Genomic DNA, 21,482 nt, shown 5'->3' on the forward strand with positions numbered 1-21,482 from the left:
CTGATCCCAGTCCCAGAGCTCCCGGCGCCCGCCTGAGCGGCGACGGCCACCGCGAGCCTCATCCGGCCGCGCTGACAACGCCGCTCAAAGCCGCCTTCTTCAACACAATCGGTCGAAAGCGGTCGTTGGTCTTCTGCCCGCAACTCGCCGGCGCCGCCGCCGCGCTGGAAGGGTGAGTTTCTGGAAGAGACCCAATGTCCGCTCTTGGCGCAACACAGAACCCCAAGAGCGTCTCGAGTGGCGATTGCAGAGATCATCGTCCACGCTGGCGCCTGTGCGCAGATGATGCGCTATGCCGCGCAATTGGCGGTTGTGTTTTCGAGTGTGCGATCGGGCTCGGACGCGGACGTTCGCGAGTTCCCCCACATCCACCCAGGTGCGCCTCATCGCGCACTCAGGCCGCCTTCGCAGGGGATCACCGCGCCCGTGGTCCATCGCGCCTCGTCAGATAGAAGCCAAAGCGCAGCGCGCGCCATATCGGCGGGATGGGCGATGTAGTTCATGGGAAACGATTCAGCCATGGCGGCGCGCGCTTCCTCCGTGGGCATCCACCGGTCGAACATCTCCGATCGGGTGGGTCCCGGTGCGATGGCGTTCACGCGGACGCCGTCCCGCGCGTAGTCGAGAGCCGCGCAGCGGGTGAGGCCCGCGAGGCCGAACTTCGAGGAGCCATAGATGGCATTTCCCGCGCCACCTTTGAGTCCGCCGATCGAGGAGGTGTTGACGATTGATCCGCCGCCGCTCGGCAGCATCGCTGCGATCTCGTGCTTCAGGCAAAGGAATACGCCGCGCAGGTTGACCGCGTGGATGGCGTCGAAGGTGGCGACATCCAAGGTATGCACCGGCCCGCGCCCGCCGCCCTGGCCGGCATTGTTGAAGGCGCCATCGAGGCGGTCGTAGCGCTCGAGGCAGAACCCGACCGCAGCCGCGACTGAAGCCTCGTCGGTAACATCCAATTCGACGTGGGCGACTTCTAGGCCCTCGTCGACGAGCTCGCGGCTCAAGGCGGCGATGCGGTCCTTGCGGCGGGCTGCTGCGATGACCTTCGCCCCTTCGGCCGCGAAAAGCCGGGTCGCGGCGGCGCCGATGCCCGACGAAGCGCCCGTCACCAGGACCACGCGGCCCTTCAGGCGCTCGGCGCGAAGAGTAAGAGGCGGCGGGTTGGCGTAGGCCATCGTCGAGACTCCGCATGTGGTTGACAACGTCAACCTTGGGATCGGAGGTTGACGTTGTCAACCAGTGCACCGATCCTTGCGGTCATGACGCCGACACGCGAAGCCCTGATCGCGGCCGCCGCCGACCTGCTCGACCGGGGCGGTCCCGAAGCCGTTACCTTGCGCGAAGTGGGCCGCGCGGCGGGCGTCTCACACAATGCGCCGTACAAGCACTTCGCGGACAAGTCCGAGCTGCTGGCGGCCATCGCGGCGCGCGAGCTCTCGCGTCAATCAGAGATCATCGCTGCCCGAGATGGGCCGGTCCTCTCTGCCCGCGATTTGATGCACGGCTATGTTCGGCGCGCGCTGCGCTATCCCGAACGCTTCAAGCTGACCTTCCGACGGTGGGAGCGGGACGCCGCCGGGTTAGGTGAGGCGGCCTCGCAAGCCCACGGACTGCTGGTCGCCGCCGTGACCTGCGCCCAGGCGGCCGGCGAGCTTCCCTCAGGCGATCCTGAGCGGATGAGCTCATTAGTCCGCGGCCTGGCTCATGGCGCCGCGGATCTGGCCCTTTCAGGTCACCTGAAGTCGGGCGGCAAGGGTAATGCCGATCCCGATACGCTGGTGGACGATCTCTTTGATTACCTGCGGCTCGCTGCCGCCAAATGACAGCGGTGGGAGATCAGTGGCGCCCCGCGTGTGCGAAGCGTCACGACTTCGCCAACAGGTCGGAAACGGACATCAAGAGAGCAGGGCGAGCGAGGGTCCGCTTCCCGGCTCGGACCCAACGCCCGTTCCTGGCGCGAAGCGGGCGGCGGTCGTCCGGCCGGCTGGGGCTTGCGAAGCGGAGCAAGATGTTCTATCTTTGTTCTTCTCATGCCACCCGCCCCCGCCACGTCCGACATGCTCGCCGAGATGAGCGCGTGCGCTTATCGGCTGGGGGTGGGCTTCGCCGCGGAGGCGGAGCGGACGGAGGACTTTGGCCGGCGGCTGGAGATGTTCCAGCTGTTCGACCGCTGCTTCTTCGCCGTGCGGGTGGCGACCGCCCTTAAGCTGCGCCTGCGGCGCGAGTCCGGGTGGGCCCAGGCGCGCGAGCCGGCGGGCGAGGCCGAGGTCCTTGACGAGCCCGAGGCTCCCGAACGGGAGCGGCCCGAGCCGGCTGAGCCGGAACGCGAGCGGTTCGAAGCCGACCGCGACCGCGAGACCGAGCGGGCGAGCCTGCCGGTCTTCCTGAAGACGCTGCAGGGCGTGGCGGCCGACGCCGCCGCCCTGCCCGGGCCGGGGCCCGCCGAGCTGCCGAGGCTGCGGGACCTGCTCGCCAGGGCGACGGCTGCGCCTGAGCCGGCGAGGCCCGAGCCGCGCGCGCCCTTGCGCGACCGCCTGGCCGGCGGCTCGGCCGCCGTTGCGGTGGCGACCGCGCCGCGCCCGCCGGCCTCGCCCCGGCCTTTCCTGCCCGGACGCCGCGCCACCGGCCCGCCGCGCCGCTGAGCCTCTCCGCCGACGCCCGTCTTCCGACTGAGCTTGGGTCCCTCCCCGCTTGCGCGGGGATGCGCGGAGGCGTGCGTGCGCCTAGCTGATCTTCTCGGCGATCTGGTGCGCCAGCGCCTTCAGCTCCTCCATGTCCGCCATGCCGCCCGAGGCGTGGCGGCCGACCGGCACGCCCTCCCAGCGCGGGATGATGTGGAAGTGCAGGTGGAAGATCGTCTGGCCGGCGGTCGAGCCGTTGAACTGGGTGACCACGATGCCGTCCGGGTTCAGCGCCGCGCGCACCGCCCGCGTCACCCGCTGGACGCCGAGGATCAGTTCCCTGAGCACCTCCGGCTCCTCGTCCATGAGGTTGCGGGCCCGCGAGTGCTTGGGGATCACCAGGACGTGCCCCCTGGCCTGCGGGAAGACGTCCATGAAGGCCAGCACGTGGCTGTCCTCGTAGATGCGCGCCGCCGGCGCCTCGCCGCGCAGGATCTTGGCGAAGATGTTGCCCTCGTCGTAGGCGCCGTCCAGGCTCATGGCGTGCTCCTCGCGTGCTCGGCTGGTCCTAGCAAATCGGCGGCCGGGGCGGAACGCGCTCCTCCCCTGTCGCGAAGACGACGGGGAAGGATCGGGAGCCTACCCTTCCTTGCGGAACGGCGAGTACTCCTCGGCGAGCCACTCGATGTCGGCTTCGACGCCGGCCCGCTCGCGGCGCAGGAAGTCCTCGACGGGGCCGCGCAGCGCCGGGTCGGCGATGTAGTGGGCCGAGTAGACCGGCCTCGGCAGGTAGCCGCGGGCGATCTTGTGCTGGCCCTGCGCGCCCGCCTCGACGCGCGGCAGGCGGTGGGCGATCGCCCAGTCGATCGCCTGGTAGTAGCAGAGCTCGAAGTGCAGGAAGGCGATGTCCTCCACGCAGCCCCAGTGGCGGCCGAACAGCGCCTCGTCGCCGATCAGGTTGAGCGCGCCCGCCACCCAGCGGCCGCCGCGCCGCGCCAGGATCAGGAGCACCCGGTCGGCCAGCCGCTCGCCGAGCAGCGAGAAGAAGCGCCGGGTGAGGTACGGCCGGCCCCACTTGCGCGCGCCGGTGTCCATGTAGAAGCCGAAGAAGGCGTCCCAGTGCTCCTCCTTCAGGTCCGCGCCGGTGAGCGGCAGGATCTCGACCGCGGCCTGGGCCTCGCGGCGCTCGCGGCGGATGGTCTTGCGCCGGCCCGAGGAGAGCGCGGCGAGGAAGTCCTCGAAGCTCGCGTAGCCGGCGTTCTCCCAGTGGTACTGCTGGCCCTCGCGGCGGCCCAGGCCCTGCTCGCCCATCCACCGCCACTCGGCTTCGGTCGGGAAGTTCACGCTGAAGGACGAACAGCCATAGTCCTCGCAGAGCGCGAGCGCGCCGCCGACCAGGTGTCGCCGCGCCTCGTCCGGCTCGACGTCGGGCCGGGCCAAGAGGCGCGCGCCGGTGACCGGCGTGAACGGCACCGCGCAGAGCAGCTTCGGGTAGTAACGGCCGCCGGCCCGCTCGTAGGCGTCGGCCCAGGCGTGATCGAAGATGTATTCGCCCTGGCTGTGGGACTTCAGATAGAGCGGCATGACCGCGGCCACCTCGCCCGCCTCGTCCTCCACGGCCAGATGCTGCGGCCCCCAGCCGGTGCGCTCGACCGCGCAGTTGGCCTCCTCCAGCGCCTGCAGGAAGTCGAAGCGCAGGAACGGATCGCCGGCATAGGCCGGGTTGCGGGCGCAGGCGTCCCAGGCGTCGCGCCCGATCTCGGCGATGCGGCGGTGGACCTTGACCGCCGGCTTCAGCATCACGCCCGGAAGCCCTCGAAGATGAGGTTGTCGCAATGCGCCTTGATCGCCTCCCATTGCGACGGCTCTTTGACCGTCCAGGCGACGACCGGCAGCCCTTTGGCGCGATGCCGCGCCGCCGCCTCGCCGGGCAGCATGTCGAGTCCGAGCGCCAGGAAGTGAGGCTTGGCGATGGCGACGTGCTCCAGCTCGGCCATGGCGCGCCGCTGGGCGGCGTCCATGTTGCGGGCGTCGGCGTAGGAATAGCTGTCGAGGCCGCGCAGCACGTTCGGGTAGCGCTCGGCGAACCAGGCGTGGGAGTAGGCGTTGAAGCCGATCACGCAGACCGGCCCCGCGTGGTCGATGATGATCTCGTGCACCCGCTGCTCGAGAGGACCCACGGCGCCGTAGGGCGTCTTCAGCTCGATGTGCACCATGGCGCGCCGGCCGACCACCGCCAGCGTTTCGGCCAGCGTCGGGATGCGCTCGTCGGAGCCCGCCAGACGCAGCTCCGCGAGCTCCGCCGCCGTGCGGTCCGCAAGGCGCCCCTCCGCGCCGGTCATCCGCTTCAGCCCGCCGTCATGGAACACCATGGCTTCGCCGTCCGCCGAGAGCTGGACATCGAGCTCGATCCCATAGCCGGCGGCGCAGGCGGCGCGGAACGCGGCCAGCGAGTTCTCCGGCGCCCCGTCGGGAGACCACAGGCCGCGGTGCGCGATGGGCGGCGCGAACAGCCGCTCCCAGGCCTCGCCGAAGTGCGCCTTCACGAGAGCGCCACCACGGCGTCGACCTCGACGGCGAAGTTGAGCGGCAGGCGATAGACGCCGACGGCGGAGCGCGCGTGGCGGCCGGTCTCGCCGAACACCTCGACCATCAGGTCGGAGGCGCCGTTGAGCACCTGCGGGATCTCGAAGAAGCCGGGGCCCGCCTGCACGAAGCCGCCCAGCTTGACGACCCGCCGCACGCGATCGAGGTCGTCCTCGCAGGCGGCCTTCATCTGGGCGATCAGCGACAGCCCGCACAGCCGCGCCGCTTTCCTGGCGGTCTCCAGGTCGACGTCCTCGCCGACCACGCCGCGGATGCCGCCGCCGGCGTCGAGCGACACCTGCCCGGAGATGTGCACGAACTCGCCCTGGCGCACGAACGGCACATAGTTGGCCACCGGCGCATTCGGCCGCGGCAGCTCGATCCCCAGCTCGGCCAGGCGTGCGTCGATCTTGGACATGGCCGAAGCTCTAGAGCGGCCCCGGACATAAGAAAAGGCCCGGACCTCGCGGTCCGGGCCGTACTGCCGCGCGCGCTCGGGAGGAGACGCTCAGCGGGTGGCTTGCAGCACGCCCATCACGTCGGTGACGCGCGCGTTGATCGGCTTGAGGCTGTCCTTCACGGAAGCCGCGAAGGCCTCCGAGAAGCGGCCGAGCTCGCCGACATAGGTCTCGAAGGCGCTCTTGGCGAAGGCGCTCTGCAGCTCGAACAGCTCCTGCGGGGTCTTGGCCGCGGCGAGCGCCTTGGCGGCGTTCACCTGGGTCTCGAAGGCGGTCTTGGAGTAGGCGACGGCCTGCGCGCCCAGGGTCTCGGCGCCGCGCGCGGCGGCGGACACCGAAGCGGCGACCGCTTCCAGGTTCTTCTTGGAGTGGGTGTTGGCCTCGGTGATCGCCGAAAGCGCCTTCTCCACGCCGTCCTTGAAGGCGGCGTTGGCGGCGGTGGCGAACTGGTCGACGGTGGGTTTCAGGGTCTCAGCGGCGGCTTTCGCCTTTTCGGCCCCGGCGTTCACGGTCTCGGCGGCGTCCATGGGTCGCGTCCTCGTCTGTCGATAGTGCGGCGGAATCGCCGCAACGCAAAATGGCGGATAGGGATGTCGTGCTCTTGGGGAACGTCTCATGTTGCGCCGCAACAGTCAAACGAATTTTGTGCACTGCACAATGACACTGGCCCGCGTCTTGCAGCGCCCCGGCGCGACAATATGGGACGTTCAAGAGCTGTTTACTCCGCCGCAACGGTCCCGGTGTGATGGTAAGGAGTTCCTAAGGCGGCGCTTCGCCGCTGAGTGGATTCGCTTTGGATTGACGGACGCACGTATGCTCAAAACCGCCCGCCGCCTTCTTGTCTCCCTGGGCCTGGCCGCCGCGACCCTCGTCGCCGCCACGCCGCCGGCGGCGCAGGCGCAGATCCCCTACTTCCGCAGCCTGCTCGCGGCCTCCGAAAGCAAGTACGCGGCGATCGTGCTCGACGCCAAGACCGGCGAGGTGCTCTACGCCAACCACGCCGACAGCCCGCGCTATCCGGCCTCGATCACCAAGCTCATGACCCTCTACCTGTCGTTCGAGGCGCTGGCCTCCGGCAAGCTGCACATGGACGATCGGGTGGTCTTCTCGCCGCATGCTTCGGCGCAGTCGCCCACCAAGCTCGGCGTGCGGCCCGGCGACAGCATCTCCGTCTCCGAGGCCCTGCACGGCATGGCCATCAAGTCGGCGAACGACGCCGCCGTCGCCATGGCCGAGAAGCTGGGCGGCTCCGAGAGCCGCTTTGCCGCGCTGATGACCCAGCGCGCCCAGGAGTTGGGCATGCAGAACACCCACTTCGCCAACGCCTCGGGCCTGCCGGACAGCCGCCAGATCACCACGGCGCGCGACCTGGCGACGCTCTCGCGGGCGATCATGCGGGACTATCCGCAGTACTATAAGCTGTTCGACGAGCGCGCCTTCGAGTTCCGCGGCCGCACCATCAAGGGCCACAACCACCTGCTGAACATCCCCGGCGTCGACGGCCTGAAGACCGGCTTCACCAACGCCTCGGGCTTCAACATCGCCATCTCCGGCGTGCGCGACAATCGCCGCCTGATCGTGGTGGTGATGGGCGGCCCCACCACCGCCTCGCGCGACCAGAACGCCGAGGACCTGCTGCTCACCGGCTTCGACGTCATGCGCCATCGCGCGCTCGGTCAGAACATGACGGTCGCCCAGAACCTGTCCGAGCCGCCGCCTTCGGGCCCGGTGGTGCGCGCCCCCAGCGAGCAGGGCGATGCGGACCAGGACAGCCTGAAGATCGTGCTGACGTCGGCTCCGCCGCGGGCGCAGGCGCAAGCTCCGGCGCGCAGGGCGAAGCATGCGGAAAACTGGGCCGTGCAGGTCGGCGAGTTCCATCGTCGAACGGAAGCCACCCGCCAGATCGCCTTCGTCGAGAAGCGCTTCTCGCGGCACTTCGATGACGCCGCCGGCTCGGCCGAGCGCCAGGGTCGCCGCTACAAGGCGGTGTTCACCGGCTTCTCCGAATCCGAGGCGAAAAGCGCCTGCCGCGCCCTGCACGCCCGCCGGCTGGCCTGCGAAGTCCTCGAGCCGAGCTGACCCTCGCCGCTCATCCCGCTCATCCCCGCCAGGCGGAACGCAAGCGACATATCACCGAGGCCCCGGAGCCACTCCGGGGCCACTTGTCACTTCCCGAGCAGTCGATCGCGCGCGGCGTTGAGCTGGGCGGCGAGGCCGCTGGTGCCGCCCTTGTCGGGATGCGCGAGCCGCATGAGCCGGGTGTAGGCGGCCTTGATCTCCGCGGCGGACGCCTCGGGTCCGACGCCCAGGATCGCGCGCGCCTCCTCGCGGCTCATGGGCTCCCTGGGCGCGACCGGCGCGCGACGTGGCCGGGTGTCGATCCGGGAGGCGACGGCGAGGCTGAGGCCGAAGCCCGCGATGAGCAGGGCCGGCAGCCAGGCTTCCCTGAGGACCAGGAGGGCCGCGGCGAGAAACGCCGCGATCGCCCCGGCCGAGGAGAGGAAGCGCCACTCGCGGCGGACGCGCATCGGACGGCTCGCCCGCCCTGCTGTGACCAGCACCAGCAGCGCCAGGCCGCCCAGGATGATGTAGCCCATCGCCTATTCTGCGGCGATCGGCTGGACCTCCGCAAACCCCGAAAGGCCGAGCGCGGCCATCAGCGCCCGAAGCTCCTGCCGCGCGGCCACGTGCTGCAGGCTCATGGAGACCGGGCGGATGGCCGGCGACAGGTCGGCGATGGTCAGGCCGAAGGGGAAGAGCTCGCGGTAGATCACCCGATCCCGCAGGCCGGGTCCGAGGCGAAACCCGACCTTGCGCGAGAGCGCCACGACCCGCTCGTCCAGCCTGCGGCGATTGCGCGCCTCGGTCGGCGCGAGACGGTTCCGCAGCACCACCCAATCGATCATCTTGCGGTCGAGCGCCGCGCGCTGCTTGCGGCATTCCCAGACCGTCTCGGAGTAGAGGCTGTGCCGCTTCAGCTCGAGCGTCACCGGATCCACCACGCCCAGCATGTCGAAGTCGACGAAGCTGTCGTTCATCGGGGTGACGATGAGGTCGGCCTTGGCGTGGGCGGCGCGGCTGACGTCCGTGTCGCTCCCGGGCGTGTCGACGAGGATGAAGTCCGCGCCTTGGGAAGCCTCGGCGAATGCCAGCTCGAACCGGGCGGGCGCGTCTTCGCCGAGCGGAATCGCGAATTCCAGCGGCAGCGGCGCCGCGGCGTTGTTGGCGCTGAGCCAGGCGCGGCGATTGGCGAAGAAGTGGGCCGTCGACTGCTGGCGCAGGTCGAGGTCGATGACCGCCACCCGCGCGCCGCCGTGCAGCAAGGCGACGGCGGTGTGGATGGCGATGGTGGACTTGCCCGCCCCGCCCTTCTCGTTGCCCACCACGATCACGCTCGCCTGCGGCATGCGCCCGGTCTCCAAAGCTCGTCCGGCGAATCCGCGACTCGCCCCGTTCGCTAGGTCATCCCGGCGCCCCCGCTGCGTCAACGCGCGGCTGCGCGACGGCTGTGGATGGACGCGCGCGCCCCTCTGCCTCATAAGCGGGCCGCCTCGCGAACGCCCTCCATGTCCTCTGTTCCGTCACTTCCGATCGTCCGCACCGTGGCGAACCTGCGCGCCCAAGTCGCGGCCTGGAAGGAGGCGGGCGAGCGCGTGGGACTCGTCCCGACGATGGGGGCTTTGCACGAGGGACACCTGTCGCTGATCCGCCTGGCGCTGGCGCATGCCGATCGGGTGGTCGCCAGCCTGTTCGTCAACCCCGCCCAGTTCGGGCCCAACGAGGACCTCGCCGCCTACCCGCGCGACGAGGCCGGCGACGCCGCGCTGCTGGCGGCGGCCGGCTGTCATCTGCTCTATGCGCCGGGCGTGGGCGAGATGTACCCACAAGGGTTCGCCACCACGGTCATGGTGCGCGGCGTCTCCGAACCGATGGATGGGGCCGCCCGGCCAGGCCACTTCGCCGGCGTGGCGACGGTGGTCGCCAAGCTGCTGCTGCAGAGCGGGCCGGACCTGGCGGTGTTCGGCGAGAAGGATTACCAGCAGCTGCAGGTGATCCGGCGGCTGGTCTGCGATCTCGACATCCCCGTCCAGATCATTGGCGGCCCGACAGCCCGGGCCGAGGACGGCCTGGCCCTCTCCTCCCGCAACGCCTACCTGACCCCGGACCAGCGACGCGCGGCCCCCGAGCTGAACGCGGCCCTGCAGGAAGCGGCCGCCAGGCTGCGGGCCGGCGAGCCGGTCGCGGCCGTGGAGACCGCCGCGCGGGCCCGGCTGACGGCGGCTGGCTTCGCGCGCGTCGACTATGTCGAAGCCCGCCGCCCGGACGATCTCGGCCGTCTGGGGCCGGGCCCGATCGAAGGACCGGCCCGGCTGCTCGCCGCAGCCCTGCTCGGCCGGGCGCGGCTGATCGACAATGTGCCGGTCTGAGGCGGGCGCCGCGGCGGGAAAGCGCTCTTGCGACACGCTTAAACCCACCGTCCGGAATGGGGCCGAGGTGGCGCGCCAGTGGGCCGTCGTAGCCCGCCGCAGCCCCTGCAATGTAGGCGCGAGGCGCCCGCCCCGGTAGCCGGCCTGCCGTCGGGGCGCCCTTGACCGCAACGGCCTCGCGCCTCGAACTCGCGAAAAAGCCGGAGGCGCCCATGGGCTACCAGACCATCCGCTATGAGATCGAAGACCGCATCCTCACCATCACCCTGAATCGGCCGGATAAGCTCAACGCCTACACTGCCCAGATGGGCGCGGAGCTCGCCGAGGCCCTGGAACGGGCCGACGCAGACGACGACGTCCGGGTGGTGATCCTCACCGGCGAGGGCCGCGGCTTCTGCGCCGGCGCAGACCTCTCGGCGGGCGCGTCGAGCTTCGACACCAAGGCTGGGGCTGGCGCGACCAATTTCGGCGCCGGACGAACGCCGCGCGGCGGCGGTCTCGGCTTCGTCGGCGCCCTGTTCAATTGCCGCAAGGCGACCATCGCCGCCTTCAACGGCCCGGCCGTGGGGGTCGGCGTCACCCTGGCGCTCCCAACCGACATCAAGATCGCCTCCACGGCCGCGCGGTTCGGTTTCGTGTTCGCCCGCCGCGGGCTGGTGCCGGAGGCCGGCAGCGCCTGGTTCCTGCCCAGACTCGTAGGCCTGCCGCAAGCCTTGCGCTGGTGCCTTTCCGGGCGGTTGTTCGGGGCAGAGGAGGCGCTCAGCGGCGGGCTGGTGAGCGAGGTCGTGGAGCCGGAGACGCTGCTGCCGCGCGCCCGCGAGATCGCTCGGGAGATCGCCGACAACACCGCTCCCGTCTCCATCGCGCTGACCCGGCAGATGCTCTGGCGGTTCGGGGCCGAAGCCGAGCCCTGGGGCGCGTTGAAGGTGGACGGCCCGTTCGCCATGGCGCTCGGCGCAACAGCCGACGTGAAGGAAGGCGTCAGCGCGTTTCTCGAGAAGCGGCCGCCGAACTTCCCTGGGCGCGTCTCCGACGGTATGCCGGCCGGCTATCCCTGGTGGGCCGAGGGGACTTGAGAGGCCGCGCCCGAGCCGACATGCTAGGACGAGCCCGCCGCGTGAGACAGGTCTCGCCCATGCCCACATCGATCGCCTTCTCGGTCAACGGCCGCCCGGTCGAGGTGACCGCCGAGCCCGAGGACACGCTGCTCGACGTCCTGCGCAATCAGCTCGGCCTGACCGGCGCGAGGTTCGGTTGCGGGGCCGGCCAGTGCGGCGCCTGCGCGGTCCTGGTCGATGGCGAGCTGAAGGCGGCCTGCCACATGGAAATCGCGGCGGTCGCCGGAGCGAAAGTGACCACCGTCGAGGCGTTGAGCGCATCGAACCCGCCGCATCCGTTGATTCAGGCGTTCCTTGAGAAGCAGGCCGGCCAATGCGGCTTCTGCCTGAACGGCATCCTGGTTTCGGCGAGCCTGCTCCTGGAGCGCAACCGCCACCCCAGCCGCGCTGAGATCGCCCGGGCGCTCGATTGGCACCTCTGCCGCTGTGGGGCGCACAACCGCATTCTCGACGCCATCGAACTCGCCGCCACACGCATGAAGGAGCCCGCCTGATGCTCCCGCCGAGCCTTGAGAAGACCCCCACCCCCGCCCGTTGGGTCAGCTTCCGCCCCGACCGCAAGGTTGGTCTCAATGTCGGCAAGGTGGAGTTTGGCCAGGGTATCGCCACCGCCCTGACCCAGATCGCCGCCGAAGAGCTGGACGTCATGCCGGAGCAGATCGCGATCACGTTCGGCGATACCGAACGGGCGCCCGACGAGGGTCTGACGGTCGGCAGCATGTCGATCGAGATCTCCGGCGCCTCGGTGCGCCTGGTCTGCGCCGATGTGCGGCGGCGTTTCCTGGACGTCGCGGCCGAGCGGCTGAGCTGCCGGCGTGAGGACCTCGCGGTCGACGAGGGCGTGATCCGGCGCGGCCGCCAGTCCACGGGCGTCGATTACTGGACGCTCGCCGACGTCGTGGACCTGGACGCGCCCGTCGCCGAGGACGCCCCGCGCAAGGACCCCACGGCTTATCGCGTGGTGGGCAAGAGCGCGCCACGCATCGACCTGCCGGGCAAGCTGGCGGGCGGCGGCTTCATCACCGATCTGCGGCCCGAGGGTCTGCTGCACGCCCGCGTGCTGCGCCAACCGAGTCCGCAGGCCAGGCTGCAGCGGCTGGACGAGGCGGCGATCCGCTCGGCGGCGCATGGCGAGGTGGAGATCCTGCGCGAGGGCGACTTCGTGGCCGCCCTGGCGCCCAGCGAGAGCGCGGCCGAGCGCGCGGTCGCGGCCGCCGAGTCCGTGGCGGTGTGGGACGATCCGCGTCGGCTCACGCCCGAGCAGCAGGAGGCGGCCTGGCTGCGCGGCCAGCCCGCCGAGGACAACGTCGTGGGCGAGCCACAGACCGGCCCGAGCGGCAATCGCCTGCACCGCGCGACCTACTCCAAGCCCTACCTCTCCCACGCCTCAATGGGGCCCTCAGTCGGGCTGGCGCAATATGTCGACGGCCGCCTGACCGTCTGGAGCCATACGCAGGGACCCTATCCCCTGCGCGATCGCATCGCGCGCGCGGCCGGACTTCCTCCTGAGCAGGTGACGCTCAGGCACGCCCAGGGCTCGGGCTGCTACGGCCACAACGGCGCGGACGACGCCGCCTTCGATGCGGCGCTGATCGCGCTGCGCAGGCCGGGACCGCCGATCCGCGTGCAGTGGCGGCGGGAGGACGAGTTCGGCTTCGAGCCGGTCGGCTCGGCCATGGTCGTGGAGCTCGCCGCTGAGCTGGACGAGGCCGGCCGCCCAACCTCGTGGACCGGCGAGATCTGGAGCGGGCCGCACGGCAACCGCAGCCGGCTGCTCGCCGAGACCGCCCTGCCCGGCGCGAAGGACGCCCCGCAGGCCAGGCCGCCGTCCAACCGCATGTTCTCCGGCGCGGTCAGGAACGCGCCGCCGTCCTACGACATCCCCCGCTGGGGGGTCATCGACCACCTGATCCGCGAGACGCCGATCTACTGCTCCTCGGTCCGCACGCTGGGGGCCCTGCAGAACGTCTTCGCGGCCGAAAGCTTCGTCGACGAGCTGGCGGCTCTGGCCAGCGAGGACCCCCTCGCCTATCGCCTGAGCCTGACGTCGGACCCGCGGGCCCGCGCGGTGCTGGAAGCGGCGGCCGAGGTGGCGGGCTGGTCCCGGCGCGGCGGCCGCGCGCTCGGCATCGGCTACGCCCGCTACAAAAACTCCGGCGCCTATGTTGCCGTAATCGCTGAGGTGGAGGCCGCCGAGACCGTGCGGCTGAAGCACATCTGGTGCGCCAGCGACATCGGCCTGGTCATCAATCCGGACGGCGCCAAGAACCAGATCGAGGGCGGAATCCTGATGGCCGCGAGCTGGTGCCTGAAGGAACAGGTCCGCCTCGATGAGCGAGGCATCGCCTCGCGCACGTTCGGCGACTATCCGATGCTGCGGTTCAGCGAGGTCCCGCCGGTCGAGGTGCGCCTGATCGAGACGCCAGACGCGCCTTCGGTGGGCATCGGCGAGGCCTCGTCCGGGCCGGCGGCGGGCGCGATCGGCAATGCGGTGGCCTCGGCGCTCGGCGTGCGGGTGCGCGACCTGCCCTTCACCCGCGAGCGGTTGGCCGCGGCCATCCTGGCGGCCTGAGCGCGCACATGGGGAGCGCCCCAGGCGAGGCCGTCCTATCCGCCGAGGGCCTCACCAAGCGCTTCGGGGCGCTTCTCGCCGTCGACGGGGTCTCGTTCCAGGTCGCGCCCGGCGAGATCGTGGGGCTCGTGGGCCCCAATGGCGCCGGCAAGACGACCATCATCAGTATGGTGCTGGGCATTCTGCGGCCCACCGCCGGGCGCGTGCTGATCGGCGGGATCGACGTGGCTGCCCAGCGCAGCGCCGCGCTGGAGCGGACCAACTTCGCCGCCGTCTACACCCCGCTGCCCGGCAACCTGACCGTCGAGCAGAACCTGCGCGTGTTCGGGCTGATCTATGGCGTCAAAGCCCTCTCGGCGCGAATCGAGGCCCTGCTGGCGGACTACGACCTGACGCGTCACCGCAGGACCAAGACGGGCGTGCTGTCTTCCGGCGAGCAGACCCGCGTCGAACTTGCCAAGGCGATGCTGAACCGCCCCAAGTTGCTGCTGCTCGATGAGCCGACGGCCTCGATCGATCCCTCGACCGCGCGCGACATCCGCGCCCGCATCGTGGACTTCGCCGCCACGGAGCAGGCGGGCGTGCTCTGGACCAGCCACAACATGTACGAGGTGGCCGAGGTCTGCCACCGGGTGCTGTTCCTGTCGCGCGGCCGCATCCTGCTCGCGGGCTCGCCGGCCGAGCTGATCAAGCAGCACAACGCGCCGAACCTCGAGGAGCTGTTCGTCGAGGTGGCCCACGAGGCGCTGCATCCGGCTGCGGGAGCGCAATGATGCGCGCCTCCCGCGTGGCCGCGGTCGCGCTCCGCTACTTCTACCTAGTGCGAGGCAGCCCTGTGCGGCTCTTGCCGATGATCGCCTGGGTGGCCATCGACATCGTGCTCTGGGGCTTCATCACCCGCTATCTCGGCGGGCTGACCCGATTCAACTTCGTCGCGACCCCGCTGGGCGCGGTGCTGCTCTGGGACTTCCTCGCCCGGGTGATGCAGGGGATCACCACGGCCTTCTTCGAAGATGTCTGGGCGCGCAACTTCCTGAACGTCTTCGCCACCCCGATCACCATCGGCGACTACCTGCTGGGGCTGGTGCTCACCGGAATCGTCACCAGCCTGTTGGGGCTGGCCGCGATGCTGCTGCTGGCGACCAGCGTGTTCGGGCTCTCCTTCTTCGCCTACGGCGTGGCCCTCGCCCCGTTTGTGTTCGTGCTGTTCATCACCGGCATATCGCTTGGGATCGTCGGAACATCGATCGTGCTCCGCTTCGGGCCGGCGTCGGAGTGGCTGATCTGGCCGATCCCATCGCTGCTGTCGCCGTTCGTGGGCGTCTTCTATCCGCTCGCCACCCTGCCCGCCTGGATGCGCGCCATCTCCCGCCTGCTGCCGCCGTCCTACGTCTTCGAGGGCATGCGCGCGATCGTCACCGGCAAGAGCGCGCGCTGGGACCAGCTCGCGTTCGGGAGCGTGCTTTCGGTGCTCTATCTGGTCGCCGCCTGCGGGCTGTTCGCCGCGGTCTACAGCTACGCCCTGAGGACCGGGCTGATCGCCCGCTACTCCGCCGAAACGGCGAACTAGTCCGGTTGATCTCGATGGAGCGGCAAGCGCATGCTCGGCGAGAACGTGCGAGAGGAGCCGCCATGCAGAGCCTCGTGGCCGAACTTGAGCGCTGTCTGGGCGCGGGCGGCCTGGTCAGCGGCGAGACCGCCGCCGAGCAGGCCTTCAGCCCCTGGACGCGGCTCGGCAAGCCGATGGCGATCGCCAGGCCCCGCTCGACGCAGGAGGTGGCCGAGGTGCTGCGCAGCGCCGGCAGGGCCGGCGTTTCGGTGGTGCCGTGGGGCGGCCGCACGGGTCTCGTGGATGGCGCCCTGGCTGAGGGCGCCATCGCGCTGAGCCTCGAACGCATGAACGCGATCGAGGAGATCGATGCGGTCGGCTCGACCATGACCGTCCAGGCAGGCTGCGTCCTGGAGCGGGCCTGCGAGGCGGCCGATGCGGCGGGCCTGTTCCTGCCGCTCGACCTCGGCGCGCGCGGCTCGGCCACGGTGGGCGGGGTGATCTCGACCAACGCCGGCGGCAACCGGGTGATCCGCTACGGCATGACCCGCGACATGATCCTGGGGCTGGAGGCGGTCTTGGCCGACGGCACGGTGATCCCGGCCATGAACCGGCTGATCAAGAACAACACGGGCTACGACATCAAGCAGCTGTTCATCGGCTCGGAGGGCACGCTGGGCGTGGTCACCCGCGCGGTCTTCCGCCTGCAGGCCAAGCCGGCCGCGCAGAATACCGGCTTCCTGGCGGTGGACGGTTTCGAGGCGCTGCCGAAGCTGCTGCGGCGGATGGATTCGGAGCTCGGCGGCGCGCTCTCCGCCTTCGAGGTGATGTGGCCGGAATTCTACGAGCTGGTCACCACCGAGCCCGCCGCCGGCCGGCCGATCCTGCCGCCCGGCCACGCCTTCTACGTGCTCGTCGAGGCGCTGGGCGCCGATCCCGAAGCCGATGGCGAGCGGTTCGAGGCTGTGCTGGCCCAGGTCCTGGACGACGGCCTCGTGGTCGACGCCGTGGTCGCCAAGTCGCAGGCCGAGCGGGATCGGATGTGGGCCCTGCGCGACGACGTTCGCCAGACCGCCCGCAACGGGCCGACAGTGGTGTTCGACATCAGCCTGCCGATCCCCGAGATGCAGGGCTACCTCACCGAGGTGCGCCAGGCGCTGACCGCCCGCTGGCCCAAGGCTCAGCTCACGGTCTTCGGTCATCTCGGCGACGGCAACCTGCACCTGATCGCAGGCGTGGGCGATCCCAAGGCCCGGCATGACATCGAGGAGCTGGTCTATCGCCCCTTGCAGGCGCGGGGGGGTTCGGTCTCCGCCGAGCACGGGATCGGACTGCAGAAGCTGGCTTATCTTTCCACCTCGCGTTCGCCGGCCGAGCTCGCCCTGATGCGCACCATCAAGGCCGCCCTTGATCCCAAGGGCGTGCTCAATCCCGGCAAGGTGCTCGGATAGGAGGCGCAGCCGTGGGCCTGGTGGTGGATTGCGACTCCCACGTCATGGAGCCGGCGGGCTTGTGGCAGGAGTACCTGGAGCCGAAGTTCCGCGATCGCGCCATCCGGATCGAAGAGCGCGATGGAGTCGAGCACCTGATCATCGGCGAGACGAGCGTGCTCTCGGGCATGCTCGCCGGCCTCGGCGGGGCGCACCTCGACCGCAAGGACCTGTTCAGCCCCGGCCGCACCTACGCCGAAGGCTGTGAGCCGGCGAGCTACGATCCCGCGGCGCGGATGCGGATGCTCGACGCCTGGGGCGTCGACGTGGGCGTGCTGTTCCCGACGATCGGCATCCTGCCGTTCCCGACCGAGGACCACGCGCTCGCCTCGGCCTACTGCCGCGCCTACAACCGCTGGCAGGCCGACTTCGCCGCCGGCGCACCGGGCCGCGTTGCTCCGATCGCCGCGATCAACTGGCGCGATGTCGAGACCGCCGCCGAGGAGCTCGCGAGCTGCGTGAAGGCCGGTTTCAAGGGCCTCTTCGTCCCGCCGGAGATCGTTGACGGCCGCCGGCCCAGCGATCCGCGGTTCGATCCGATTTGGCGGCTCTGCGAAGATGCCGGCATTCCCGGCTGCCTCCACGTGATCGTCCGCTTCTCCGGCTCCGCGGGCGGTTTCGGCGCCTGGCACGAGACCAAGCCCGGGCCGGTGTTCACCTTCGGCCTCGGCGCGACGGGGCAGCTCATGCCCGCCATGGCCGCCATGGTCACCGACGGCCTCTTCGATCGTTTCCCCAGACTCAAGATCGTCAGCGTCGAGGCGGGCTGTGGTTATGCGGCCTATCTGATGGACCGGCTGGACGAGAAGGCCGAGGTGCTGCGCGCCCTGCTGCCCGCGCCGCCCAAGCTGAAGCCCAGCGATTACATCCGCCGCAACTGCTGGTTCGTGGCCGAGCCCGAGGAGCGGACGATCGGGGCCATGCTCGAGCTCGTGGGGGAGGACCGGATCCTGTGGGGAAGCGACTACCCGCACGTCGACTCGACGCTAGCGGCCCCGCAGCTGATCCGCCGCTCGCTCGCAGACCTCCCGCCGGCGCGCCAGGCTGCGGTGCTGGGCGAGAATGCGCGGGCGCTGTTCGGGCTCTAGTGCGGCTGCGAGCGTGGCGCCTACCAGCGTCCCCCGGGGAATCCAGGCCGGCCCGCACCCATGCCATGGGCTTCGACATGATGGCGAAACGCCCCGCGGCGATGGTGATCGAAGATCAGCGGATTGTTCACGAACACGCCGAACCCGTACCCGAACGGCCAGTCGTAGCCGAAATCATCGTCGCCCAGCCCATACAGCATCGGCGCCGGCGGATAAGCCCCGGGATAGTAGGCCTGCTCATAGGGAGAGACTGGCGGAGGCCGGGCCACGGTCTGCTCGCCCCCGTAGTAGTTCACAACCTGGATCATGGCGGCCCGATGACGGACAGCCGCGTGCGTTGGATGGTGAGCGCTCGCGCAGCTGCAGAGCTCACGAGCGCTGAGCGGCCCGGCGCAGGCTGCACCGATCACGAGGGCCGCGATCCCCGCGGATATTCTTGAGATCATGAGCTTCGCCTTTCGCCGCGGGCGGCGAAATCGGCGGCGTTCCCGCGCGCCGCCGCCGCGCCGTGGATTCAACCTGACAACAGTCGCGGTTGTTCCTGGCGCCCGGCGACATTGGTAGGCCGGGTGGGGATCGAACCCACGACCATTCGATTAAAAGTCGAATGCTCTACCGCTGAGCTACCGGCCCCCGACGTGACGGGGCTCGTCCAGCCCGGTCGCGAAGCGGCGCGGACCATAGGGACCGTGATCTTGCCGCGCAAGGGAGGAGGCCTTAACAGGGCGGGGGGACGCGAAGAGCTCGGATAACATGCGCAAGGCCGCACGCGCCGTCCTGCCGCTCGCCGCCCTCCTGATCGCGGCCTGCACGACCACCTCCCCCAAGAACCCCGAGCGGGTCGAGACCACCGACCAGGCGGAGCGCGACAACGTCGAAGGCGCGGTGTCGGCGCCATTGCGCGACTTCAACGTCATGCGCACGAAGATTCCCGGCATCCTGCTGGAAGCCATGGCCGATGCGTACGACGAGCCGCCCCCGCACTTCACCTGCGGCCAGCTCGAGACCCTGATCGAGCCGCTCGACATCGCGCTCGGCCCCGACCTCGACATCCCCGACAAGAAGGACGAGAGCCTGCGCCAGAAGGGCCGCGGCGCCACCCTCGGCGCGGTGGCCGGGGTCACTTCCGGCGTCATCCCGTTCCACAGCTGGGTGCGCAAGCTCACCGGCGCGGAGCGGCACGATCAGTACGTGCAGGACGCCATCAAGGCCGGATCCGTGCGCCGCGCCTATCTGAAAGGCCTGGGCGAGGCCAACGGCTGCCCGCCGCCGGCCACGCCCTCGCACGTCATGGCCAGCCGCCCGACCATGGAACAGGCGATCAAGCCTCGCTATCCGACGCGGCTGCCGCCCGCCGGGCGAACGCCTGGCGAAACGCCGAAAGGCGAGCCTCCGCGATAGCGGCCCGCAGGTCGACCATCAGGGCCTCGAAGAAGGCGAGATTGTGCCACGACAGCAGCACCTGCCCCAGGATCTCGTCCGACCGCACAAGATGGTGCAGGTAGGCCTTTGAATAGTCGCGACTGGCGGGCACGGGGATCGACTCGTCCAGCGGGCTCTCGTCCTCGGCGAAGCGGGCGTTCTTCAGGTTGATCGGGCCGGACGCGGTCCACGCCTGGCCGTGCCGGCCCGAGCGGGTGGGCAGCACGCAGTCGAACATGTCGACCCCGCGCGCGACGGCCTCGATGATGTCGACGGGCTTGCCGACTCCCATGAGATAGCGCGGCCGATCGGGCGGCAGCATCGCCGGGGCGAAGTCGAGCACATCCACCATGGCGGCGTGGCCCTCGCCCACCGCCAGGCCGCCAATGGCGTAACCGTCGAAGCCGATTTCCAGGAGCCGCTCGGCGGACTCTCTCCGGAGGGCCTCGGAGATCCCGCCCTGCTGGATGCCGAACAGGGCCTGCCGCTCGCGGGCGCCGAACACCGCCTTGCAGCGCGCGGCCCACTGTGCGGAGCGGCGCATAGCTTCGGCGACGCGCTCGGCGGGCGCCGGCAGGCCCACCAGCTCATCCAGCTGCATCACGAGGTCGGCGCCCAGGAGGTCGGCCTGGATCTCGATCGAGCGCTCGGGCGAGAGCGCATGGCGCGAGCCGTCGAGGTGGCTCTGGAATGTGACCCCGTCGTCGGTGACCTCCGAGATCTTCGCGAGCGACATAACCTGGAAGCCGCCGGAATCGGTCAGGATCGGCTTCTCCCAGCGCATGAAGCGGTGCAGGCCTCCGAGCCTCGCCACCCGCTCGGCGGTGGGCCGGAGCATCAGGTGGTAGGTGTTGCCCAGCAGGATGTCGGCGCCGGCCGCGGCGACCTGATCGACGCTCAGCGCCTTGACCGTGCCGGCCGTGCCGACCGGCATGAAGGCGGGCGTGCGGATCTCGCCGCGCGGCGTGGCCAGAACGCCGGTGCGCGCGGCGCCGTCGGTCGCGGCGACGCGGAACGGGAAGGCCGCCATCAGGGCGCCCGCCAGATGAGCGAGGCGTCCCCGTAGGAATAGAACCGGTAGCCGGCGTCGATCGCGTGCGCATAGGCGGCGCGAACCGTCTGGGTGCCCGCAAACGCGCAGACCAGCATGAACAGGGTCGACTTCGGCAGGTGGAAGTTGGTCATCAGCCCGTCGGCCGCCCGGAATCGGTAGCCGGGGGTGATGAAGATCTCGGTCTCGCCCGTGAACGGCCGCACCACGCCATCCTCTCCGGCCGCCGACTCCAGGAGCCGCAGAGAGGTGGTGCCCACGCAGACAATGCGCCCGCCCGCTGCTTTGAGCGCATTGAGGCGCTCGGCGGCGGCGGCATCCACCTCACCCCATTCGGCATGCATGCGGTGGTCTTCCACGCGTACGGCCTTGACCGGCAGAAAGGTGCCCGCGCCGACGTGCAGGGTGATGCGGACGATCTCGACCCCGGCCCCCGCCAACCGCTGCAGCAGCTCGGGCGTGAAGTGCAGGCCGGCGGTCGGCGCAGCCACCGAGCCATCCTCCTGGGCATAGACGGTCTGGTAGTCGGTGCGGTCCTGCTCGTCCTCCGCCCGGCGCGCGGCGATATAGGGCGGCAGCGGCATAGCCCCGCGCTCCGCGATCGCCGCGTCGAGGTCCGGGCCCGACAGGTCGAAGGCGAGCGCCACCTCGCCCGCGTCTCCCTTGGCCTTCACCGTCGCATTGAGCTCGCCCAGGAAGCAGGCCCGGTCATGCGCCTCGCCGAACACGATCCGGTCGCCCTCCGCCAGGCGCTTGCCCGGCCGCATGAACGCCGTCCAGACGTGGCCGGAGAGCCTCCGGTGCAGCGTCGCCTCGACGGCGACCCGGCTGTCGTCCCGCAAGCGCTGGCCCTTCAGGCGCGCGGGGATCACACGGGTGTCATTGAGCACCAGGGCGTCGCCTCGCTGAAGCAGCCCCGGCAGATCGCTCACCCGAGCGTCGGCGAACGATTCACCGGGCCGCACGAGGAGCAGCCGCGCCGCATCGCGCGGGTGGGCGGGACGGAGTGCGATCCGATCCTCCGGCAGGTCGAAATCGAAGTCGGCGAGCTGCATCGTTGCGCCTTGCGCCACGCGGCGGCTGGCGCGTCAAGCCGCGCG

The 21,482-nt window shown here is 70.4% G+C and carries 23 protein-coding genes and 1 tRNA gene; 12 read left to right on the top strand and 12 right to left on the bottom strand.

From position 1 onward, the window contains the following. Positions 1-383: 383 nt before the first annotated feature. Complete coding sequence (locus tag Q0W60_RS10345; RefSeq protein WP_297695241.1) at positions 384-1,175, bottom strand: SDR family oxidoreductase; 792 nt, start codon at positions 1,173-1,175, stop codon at positions 384-386. Between the two features lie 48 nt (positions 1,176-1,223). Here Q0W60_RS10345 and Q0W60_RS10350 point away from each other — a divergent pair, with 48 nt between their 5' ends. Both Q0W60_RS10350 and Q0W60_RS10355 read left to right on the top strand, forming a co-directional pair. Then, on the top strand, positions 1,224-1,823 hold the full coding sequence (locus Q0W60_RS10350; RefSeq protein WP_297695242.1) for a TetR/AcrR family transcriptional regulator: 600 nt from the start codon (positions 1,224-1,226) through the stop codon (positions 1,821-1,823). 207 nt (positions 1,824-2,030) lie between these two features. Continuing rightward, positions 2,031-2,642, top strand: coding sequence for a hypothetical protein (locus Q0W60_RS10355; protein ID WP_297695244.1), 612 nt, complete (start codon positions 2,031-2,033; stop codon positions 2,640-2,642). Positions 2,643-2,723: 81 nt separating this feature from the next. Here Q0W60_RS10355 and Q0W60_RS10360 read toward each other — a convergent pair whose 3' ends face one another. The 5 genes from Q0W60_RS10360 to phaP form a co-directional block, all read right to left on the bottom strand. After that, positions 2,724-3,161: an HIT family protein gene (locus Q0W60_RS10360; RefSeq protein WP_297695246.1), complete on the bottom strand. Its 438-nt coding sequence runs from the start codon at positions 3,159-3,161 to the stop codon at positions 2,724-2,726. A 99-nt stretch (positions 3,162-3,260) separates the two neighbouring features. Then, on the bottom strand, positions 3,261-4,421 hold the full coding sequence (locus Q0W60_RS10365; RefSeq protein ID WP_297695248.1) for a GNAT family N-acetyltransferase: 1,161 nt from the start codon (positions 4,419-4,421) through the stop codon (positions 3,261-3,263). Beyond that, on the bottom strand, positions 4,421-5,167 hold the full coding sequence (locus Q0W60_RS10370; RefSeq protein ID WP_297695250.1) for a glycerophosphodiester phosphodiesterase family protein: 747 nt from the start codon (positions 5,165-5,167) through the stop codon (positions 4,421-4,423). Before Q0W60_RS10370 ends, Q0W60_RS10365 begins: the two co-directional genes overlap by 1 nt. Continuing rightward, entirely contained in the window at positions 5,164-5,625 is a 462-nt protein-coding gene (locus Q0W60_RS10375; protein WP_297695252.1) for a RidA family protein, read from the bottom strand. Before Q0W60_RS10375 ends, Q0W60_RS10370 begins: the two co-directional genes overlap by 4 nt. Before the next feature lie 90 nt (positions 5,626-5,715). Then, positions 5,716-6,192 carry a TIGR01841 family phasin gene (phaP, locus tag Q0W60_RS10380; protein WP_297695254.1) on the bottom strand — a complete coding sequence of 159 codons (477 nt, stop codon included), beginning with the start codon at positions 6,190-6,192 and terminating at the stop codon, positions 5,716-5,718. 286 nt (positions 6,193-6,478) lie between these two features. Between phaP and Q0W60_RS10385 the strand changes: the two genes are divergently transcribed. After that, positions 6,479-7,744 carry a D-alanyl-D-alanine carboxypeptidase family protein gene (locus tag Q0W60_RS10385; RefSeq protein WP_297695256.1) on the top strand — a complete coding sequence of 422 codons (1,266 nt, stop codon included), beginning with the start codon at positions 6,479-6,481 and terminating at the stop codon, positions 7,742-7,744. A gap of 86 nt (positions 7,745-7,830) precedes the next feature. Here the strand turns inward: Q0W60_RS10385 and Q0W60_RS10390 are convergent, their stop codons facing one another. Together Q0W60_RS10390 and Q0W60_RS10395 are read right to left on the bottom strand one after the other, a co-directional pair. Then, the gene (locus Q0W60_RS10390; protein WP_297695258.1) at positions 7,831-8,262 is read right to left on the bottom strand and encodes a DnaJ domain-containing protein; all 432 of its coding nucleotides are present in this window, start codon (positions 8,260-8,262) and stop codon (positions 7,831-7,833) included. A gap of 3 nt (positions 8,263-8,265) precedes the next feature. Further along, complete coding sequence (locus Q0W60_RS10395) at positions 8,266-9,072, bottom strand: division plane positioning ATPase MipZ (protein ID WP_297695260.1); 807 nt, start codon at positions 9,070-9,072, stop codon at positions 8,266-8,268. A 159-nt stretch (positions 9,073-9,231) separates the two neighbouring features. On the opposite strand from Q0W60_RS10395, the gene panC reads away from it, so the two are divergent. From panC to Q0W60_RS10435, 8 genes are all read left to right on the top strand, one after another. Next, positions 9,232-10,092, top strand: a complete 861-nt coding sequence (gene panC / locus Q0W60_RS10400; protein WP_297695262.1) for a pantoate--beta-alanine ligase — start codon at positions 9,232-9,234, stop codon at positions 10,090-10,092. Positions 10,093-10,304: 212 nt separating this feature from the next. Further along, positions 10,305-11,168: an enoyl-CoA hydratase-related protein gene (locus Q0W60_RS10405; protein ID WP_297695264.1), complete on the top strand. Its 864-nt coding sequence runs from the start codon at positions 10,305-10,307 to the stop codon at positions 11,166-11,168. A 59-nt stretch (positions 11,169-11,227) separates the two neighbouring features. After that, on the top strand, positions 11,228-11,704 hold the full coding sequence (locus tag Q0W60_RS10410) for a (2Fe-2S)-binding protein (protein ID WP_297695266.1): 477 nt from the start codon (positions 11,228-11,230) through the stop codon (positions 11,702-11,704). After that, positions 11,704-13,782, top strand: a complete 2,079-nt coding sequence (locus Q0W60_RS10415) for a molybdopterin cofactor-binding domain-containing protein (protein WP_297695268.1) — start codon at positions 11,704-11,706, stop codon at positions 13,780-13,782. The genes Q0W60_RS10410 and Q0W60_RS10415 overlap by 1 nt, the downstream gene beginning before the upstream one ends. 8 nt (positions 13,783-13,790) lie before the next feature. Further along, positions 13,791-14,555, top strand: coding sequence for an ABC transporter ATP-binding protein (locus tag Q0W60_RS10420; RefSeq protein ID WP_297695270.1), 765 nt, complete (start codon positions 13,791-13,793; stop codon positions 14,553-14,555). Next, on the top strand, positions 14,555-15,352 hold the full coding sequence (locus Q0W60_RS10425; RefSeq protein ID WP_297695272.1) for an ABC transporter permease: 798 nt from the start codon (positions 14,555-14,557) through the stop codon (positions 15,350-15,352). The genes Q0W60_RS10420 and Q0W60_RS10425 overlap by 1 nt, the downstream gene beginning before the upstream one ends. A 62-nt stretch (positions 15,353-15,414) precedes the next feature. Then, on the top strand, positions 15,415-16,782 hold the full coding sequence (locus tag Q0W60_RS10430; RefSeq protein WP_297695274.1) for an FAD-binding oxidoreductase: 1,368 nt from the start codon (positions 15,415-15,417) through the stop codon (positions 16,780-16,782). An 11-nt stretch (positions 16,783-16,793) separates the two neighbouring features. Further along, positions 16,794-17,909 (top strand): amidohydrolase family protein, encoded by a 1,116-nt coding sequence (locus Q0W60_RS10435; protein ID WP_297695276.1) that lies wholly within the window; start codon positions 16,794-16,796, stop codon positions 17,907-17,909. 20 nt (positions 17,910-17,929) lie between these two features. Here the strand turns inward: Q0W60_RS10435 and Q0W60_RS10440 are convergent, their stop codons facing one another. Both Q0W60_RS10440 and Q0W60_RS10445 read right to left on the bottom strand, forming a co-directional pair. Next, positions 17,930-18,217 (bottom strand): hypothetical protein, encoded by a 288-nt coding sequence (locus tag Q0W60_RS10440; RefSeq protein WP_297695277.1) that lies wholly within the window; start codon positions 18,215-18,217, stop codon positions 17,930-17,932. Positions 18,218-18,467: 250 nt separating this feature from the next. Next, positions 18,468-18,542 (bottom strand) — tRNA-Lys (locus tag Q0W60_RS10445). Between the two features lie 120 nt (positions 18,543-18,662). Between Q0W60_RS10445 and Q0W60_RS10450 the strand changes: the two genes are divergently transcribed. Then, positions 18,663-19,310, top strand: a complete 648-nt coding sequence (locus tag Q0W60_RS10450) for a hypothetical protein (protein ID WP_297695278.1) — start codon at positions 18,663-18,665, stop codon at positions 19,308-19,310. Here Q0W60_RS10450 and tgt read toward each other — a convergent pair. Both tgt and queA read right to left on the bottom strand, forming a co-directional pair. Next, entirely contained in the window at positions 19,231-20,361 is a 1,131-nt protein-coding gene (tgt, locus tag Q0W60_RS10455) for a tRNA guanosine(34) transglycosylase Tgt (protein WP_297695280.1), read from the bottom strand. The two genes, Q0W60_RS10450 and tgt, sit on opposite strands and share 80 nt — an antisense overlap. After that, on the bottom strand, positions 20,361-21,437 hold the full coding sequence (gene queA, locus Q0W60_RS10460) for a tRNA preQ1(34) S-adenosylmethionine ribosyltransferase-isomerase QueA (RefSeq protein WP_297695282.1): 1,077 nt from the start codon (positions 21,435-21,437) through the stop codon (positions 20,361-20,363). The genes tgt and queA overlap by 1 nt, the downstream gene beginning before the upstream one ends. Positions 21,438-21,482 lie beyond the last annotated feature (45 nt).

Source organism: Phenylobacterium sp., from assembly GCF_025934275.1.
Classification (GTDB): domain Bacteria; phylum Pseudomonadota; class Alphaproteobacteria; order Caulobacterales; family Caulobacteraceae; genus Phenylobacterium.

Bases quoted from the DNA above. Each gene is read 5' to 3' on its own strand.
- Q0W60_RS10360 (WP_297695246.1), bottom strand. From the start codon at position 3,161: ATGAGCCTGGACGGCGCCTACGACGAGGGCAACATCTTCGCCAAGATC.
- Q0W60_RS10395 (WP_297695260.1), bottom strand. From the start codon at position 9,072: ATGCCGCAGGCGAGCGTGATCGTGGTGGGCAACGAGAAGGGCGGGGCG.
- Q0W60_RS10415 (WP_297695268.1), top strand. From the start codon at position 11,704: ATGCTCCCGCCGAGCCTTGAGAAGACCCCCACCCCCGCCCGTTGGGTC.
- Q0W60_RS10365 (WP_297695248.1), bottom strand. From the start codon at position 4,421: ATGCTGAAGCCGGCGGTCAAGGTCCACCGCCGCATCGCCGAGATCGGG.
- Q0W60_RS10390 (WP_297695258.1), bottom strand. From the start codon at position 8,262: ATGGGCTACATCATCCTGGGCGGCCTGGCGCTGCTGGTGCTGGTCACA.
- Q0W60_RS10450 (WP_297695278.1), top strand. From the start codon at position 18,663: ATGCGCAAGGCCGCACGCGCCGTCCTGCCGCTCGCCGCCCTCCTGATC.
- queA (WP_297695282.1), bottom strand. From the start codon at position 21,437: ATGCAGCTCGCCGACTTCGATTTCGACCTGCCGGAGGATCGGATCGCA.
- Q0W60_RS10440 (WP_297695277.1), bottom strand. From the start codon at position 18,217: ATGATCCAGGTTGTGAACTACTACGGGGGCGAGCAGACCGTGGCCCGG.
- Q0W60_RS10355 (WP_297695244.1), top strand. From the start codon at position 2,031: ATGCCACCCGCCCCCGCCACGTCCGACATGCTCGCCGAGATGAGCGCG.
- Q0W60_RS10430 (WP_297695274.1), top strand. From the start codon at position 15,415: ATGCAGAGCCTCGTGGCCGAACTTGAGCGCTGTCTGGGCGCGGGCGGC.
- Q0W60_RS10345 (WP_297695241.1), bottom strand. From the start codon at position 1,175: ATGGCCTACGCCAACCCGCCGCCTCTTACTCTTCGCGCCGAGCGCCTG.
- Q0W60_RS10410 (WP_297695266.1), top strand. From the start codon at position 11,228: ATGCCCACATCGATCGCCTTCTCGGTCAACGGCCGCCCGGTCGAGGTG.
- phaP (WP_297695254.1), bottom strand. From the start codon at position 6,192: ATGGACGCCGCCGAGACCGTGAACGCCGGGGCCGAAAAGGCGAAAGCC.
- panC (WP_297695262.1), top strand. From the start codon at position 9,232: ATGTCCTCTGTTCCGTCACTTCCGATCGTCCGCACCGTGGCGAACCTG.
- Q0W60_RS10420 (WP_297695270.1), top strand. From the start codon at position 13,791: ATGGGGAGCGCCCCAGGCGAGGCCGTCCTATCCGCCGAGGGCCTCACC.
- Q0W60_RS10425 (WP_297695272.1), top strand. From the start codon at position 14,555: ATGCGCGCCTCCCGCGTGGCCGCGGTCGCGCTCCGCTACTTCTACCTA.
- Q0W60_RS10385 (WP_297695256.1), top strand. From the start codon at position 6,479: ATGCTCAAAACCGCCCGCCGCCTTCTTGTCTCCCTGGGCCTGGCCGCC.
- Q0W60_RS10375 (WP_297695252.1), bottom strand. From the start codon at position 5,625: ATGTCCAAGATCGACGCACGCCTGGCCGAGCTGGGGATCGAGCTGCCG.
- tgt (WP_297695280.1), bottom strand. From the start codon at position 20,361: ATGGCGGCCTTCCCGTTCCGCGTCGCCGCGACCGACGGCGCCGCGCGC.
- Q0W60_RS10405 (WP_297695264.1), top strand. From the start codon at position 10,305: ATGGGCTACCAGACCATCCGCTATGAGATCGAAGACCGCATCCTCACC.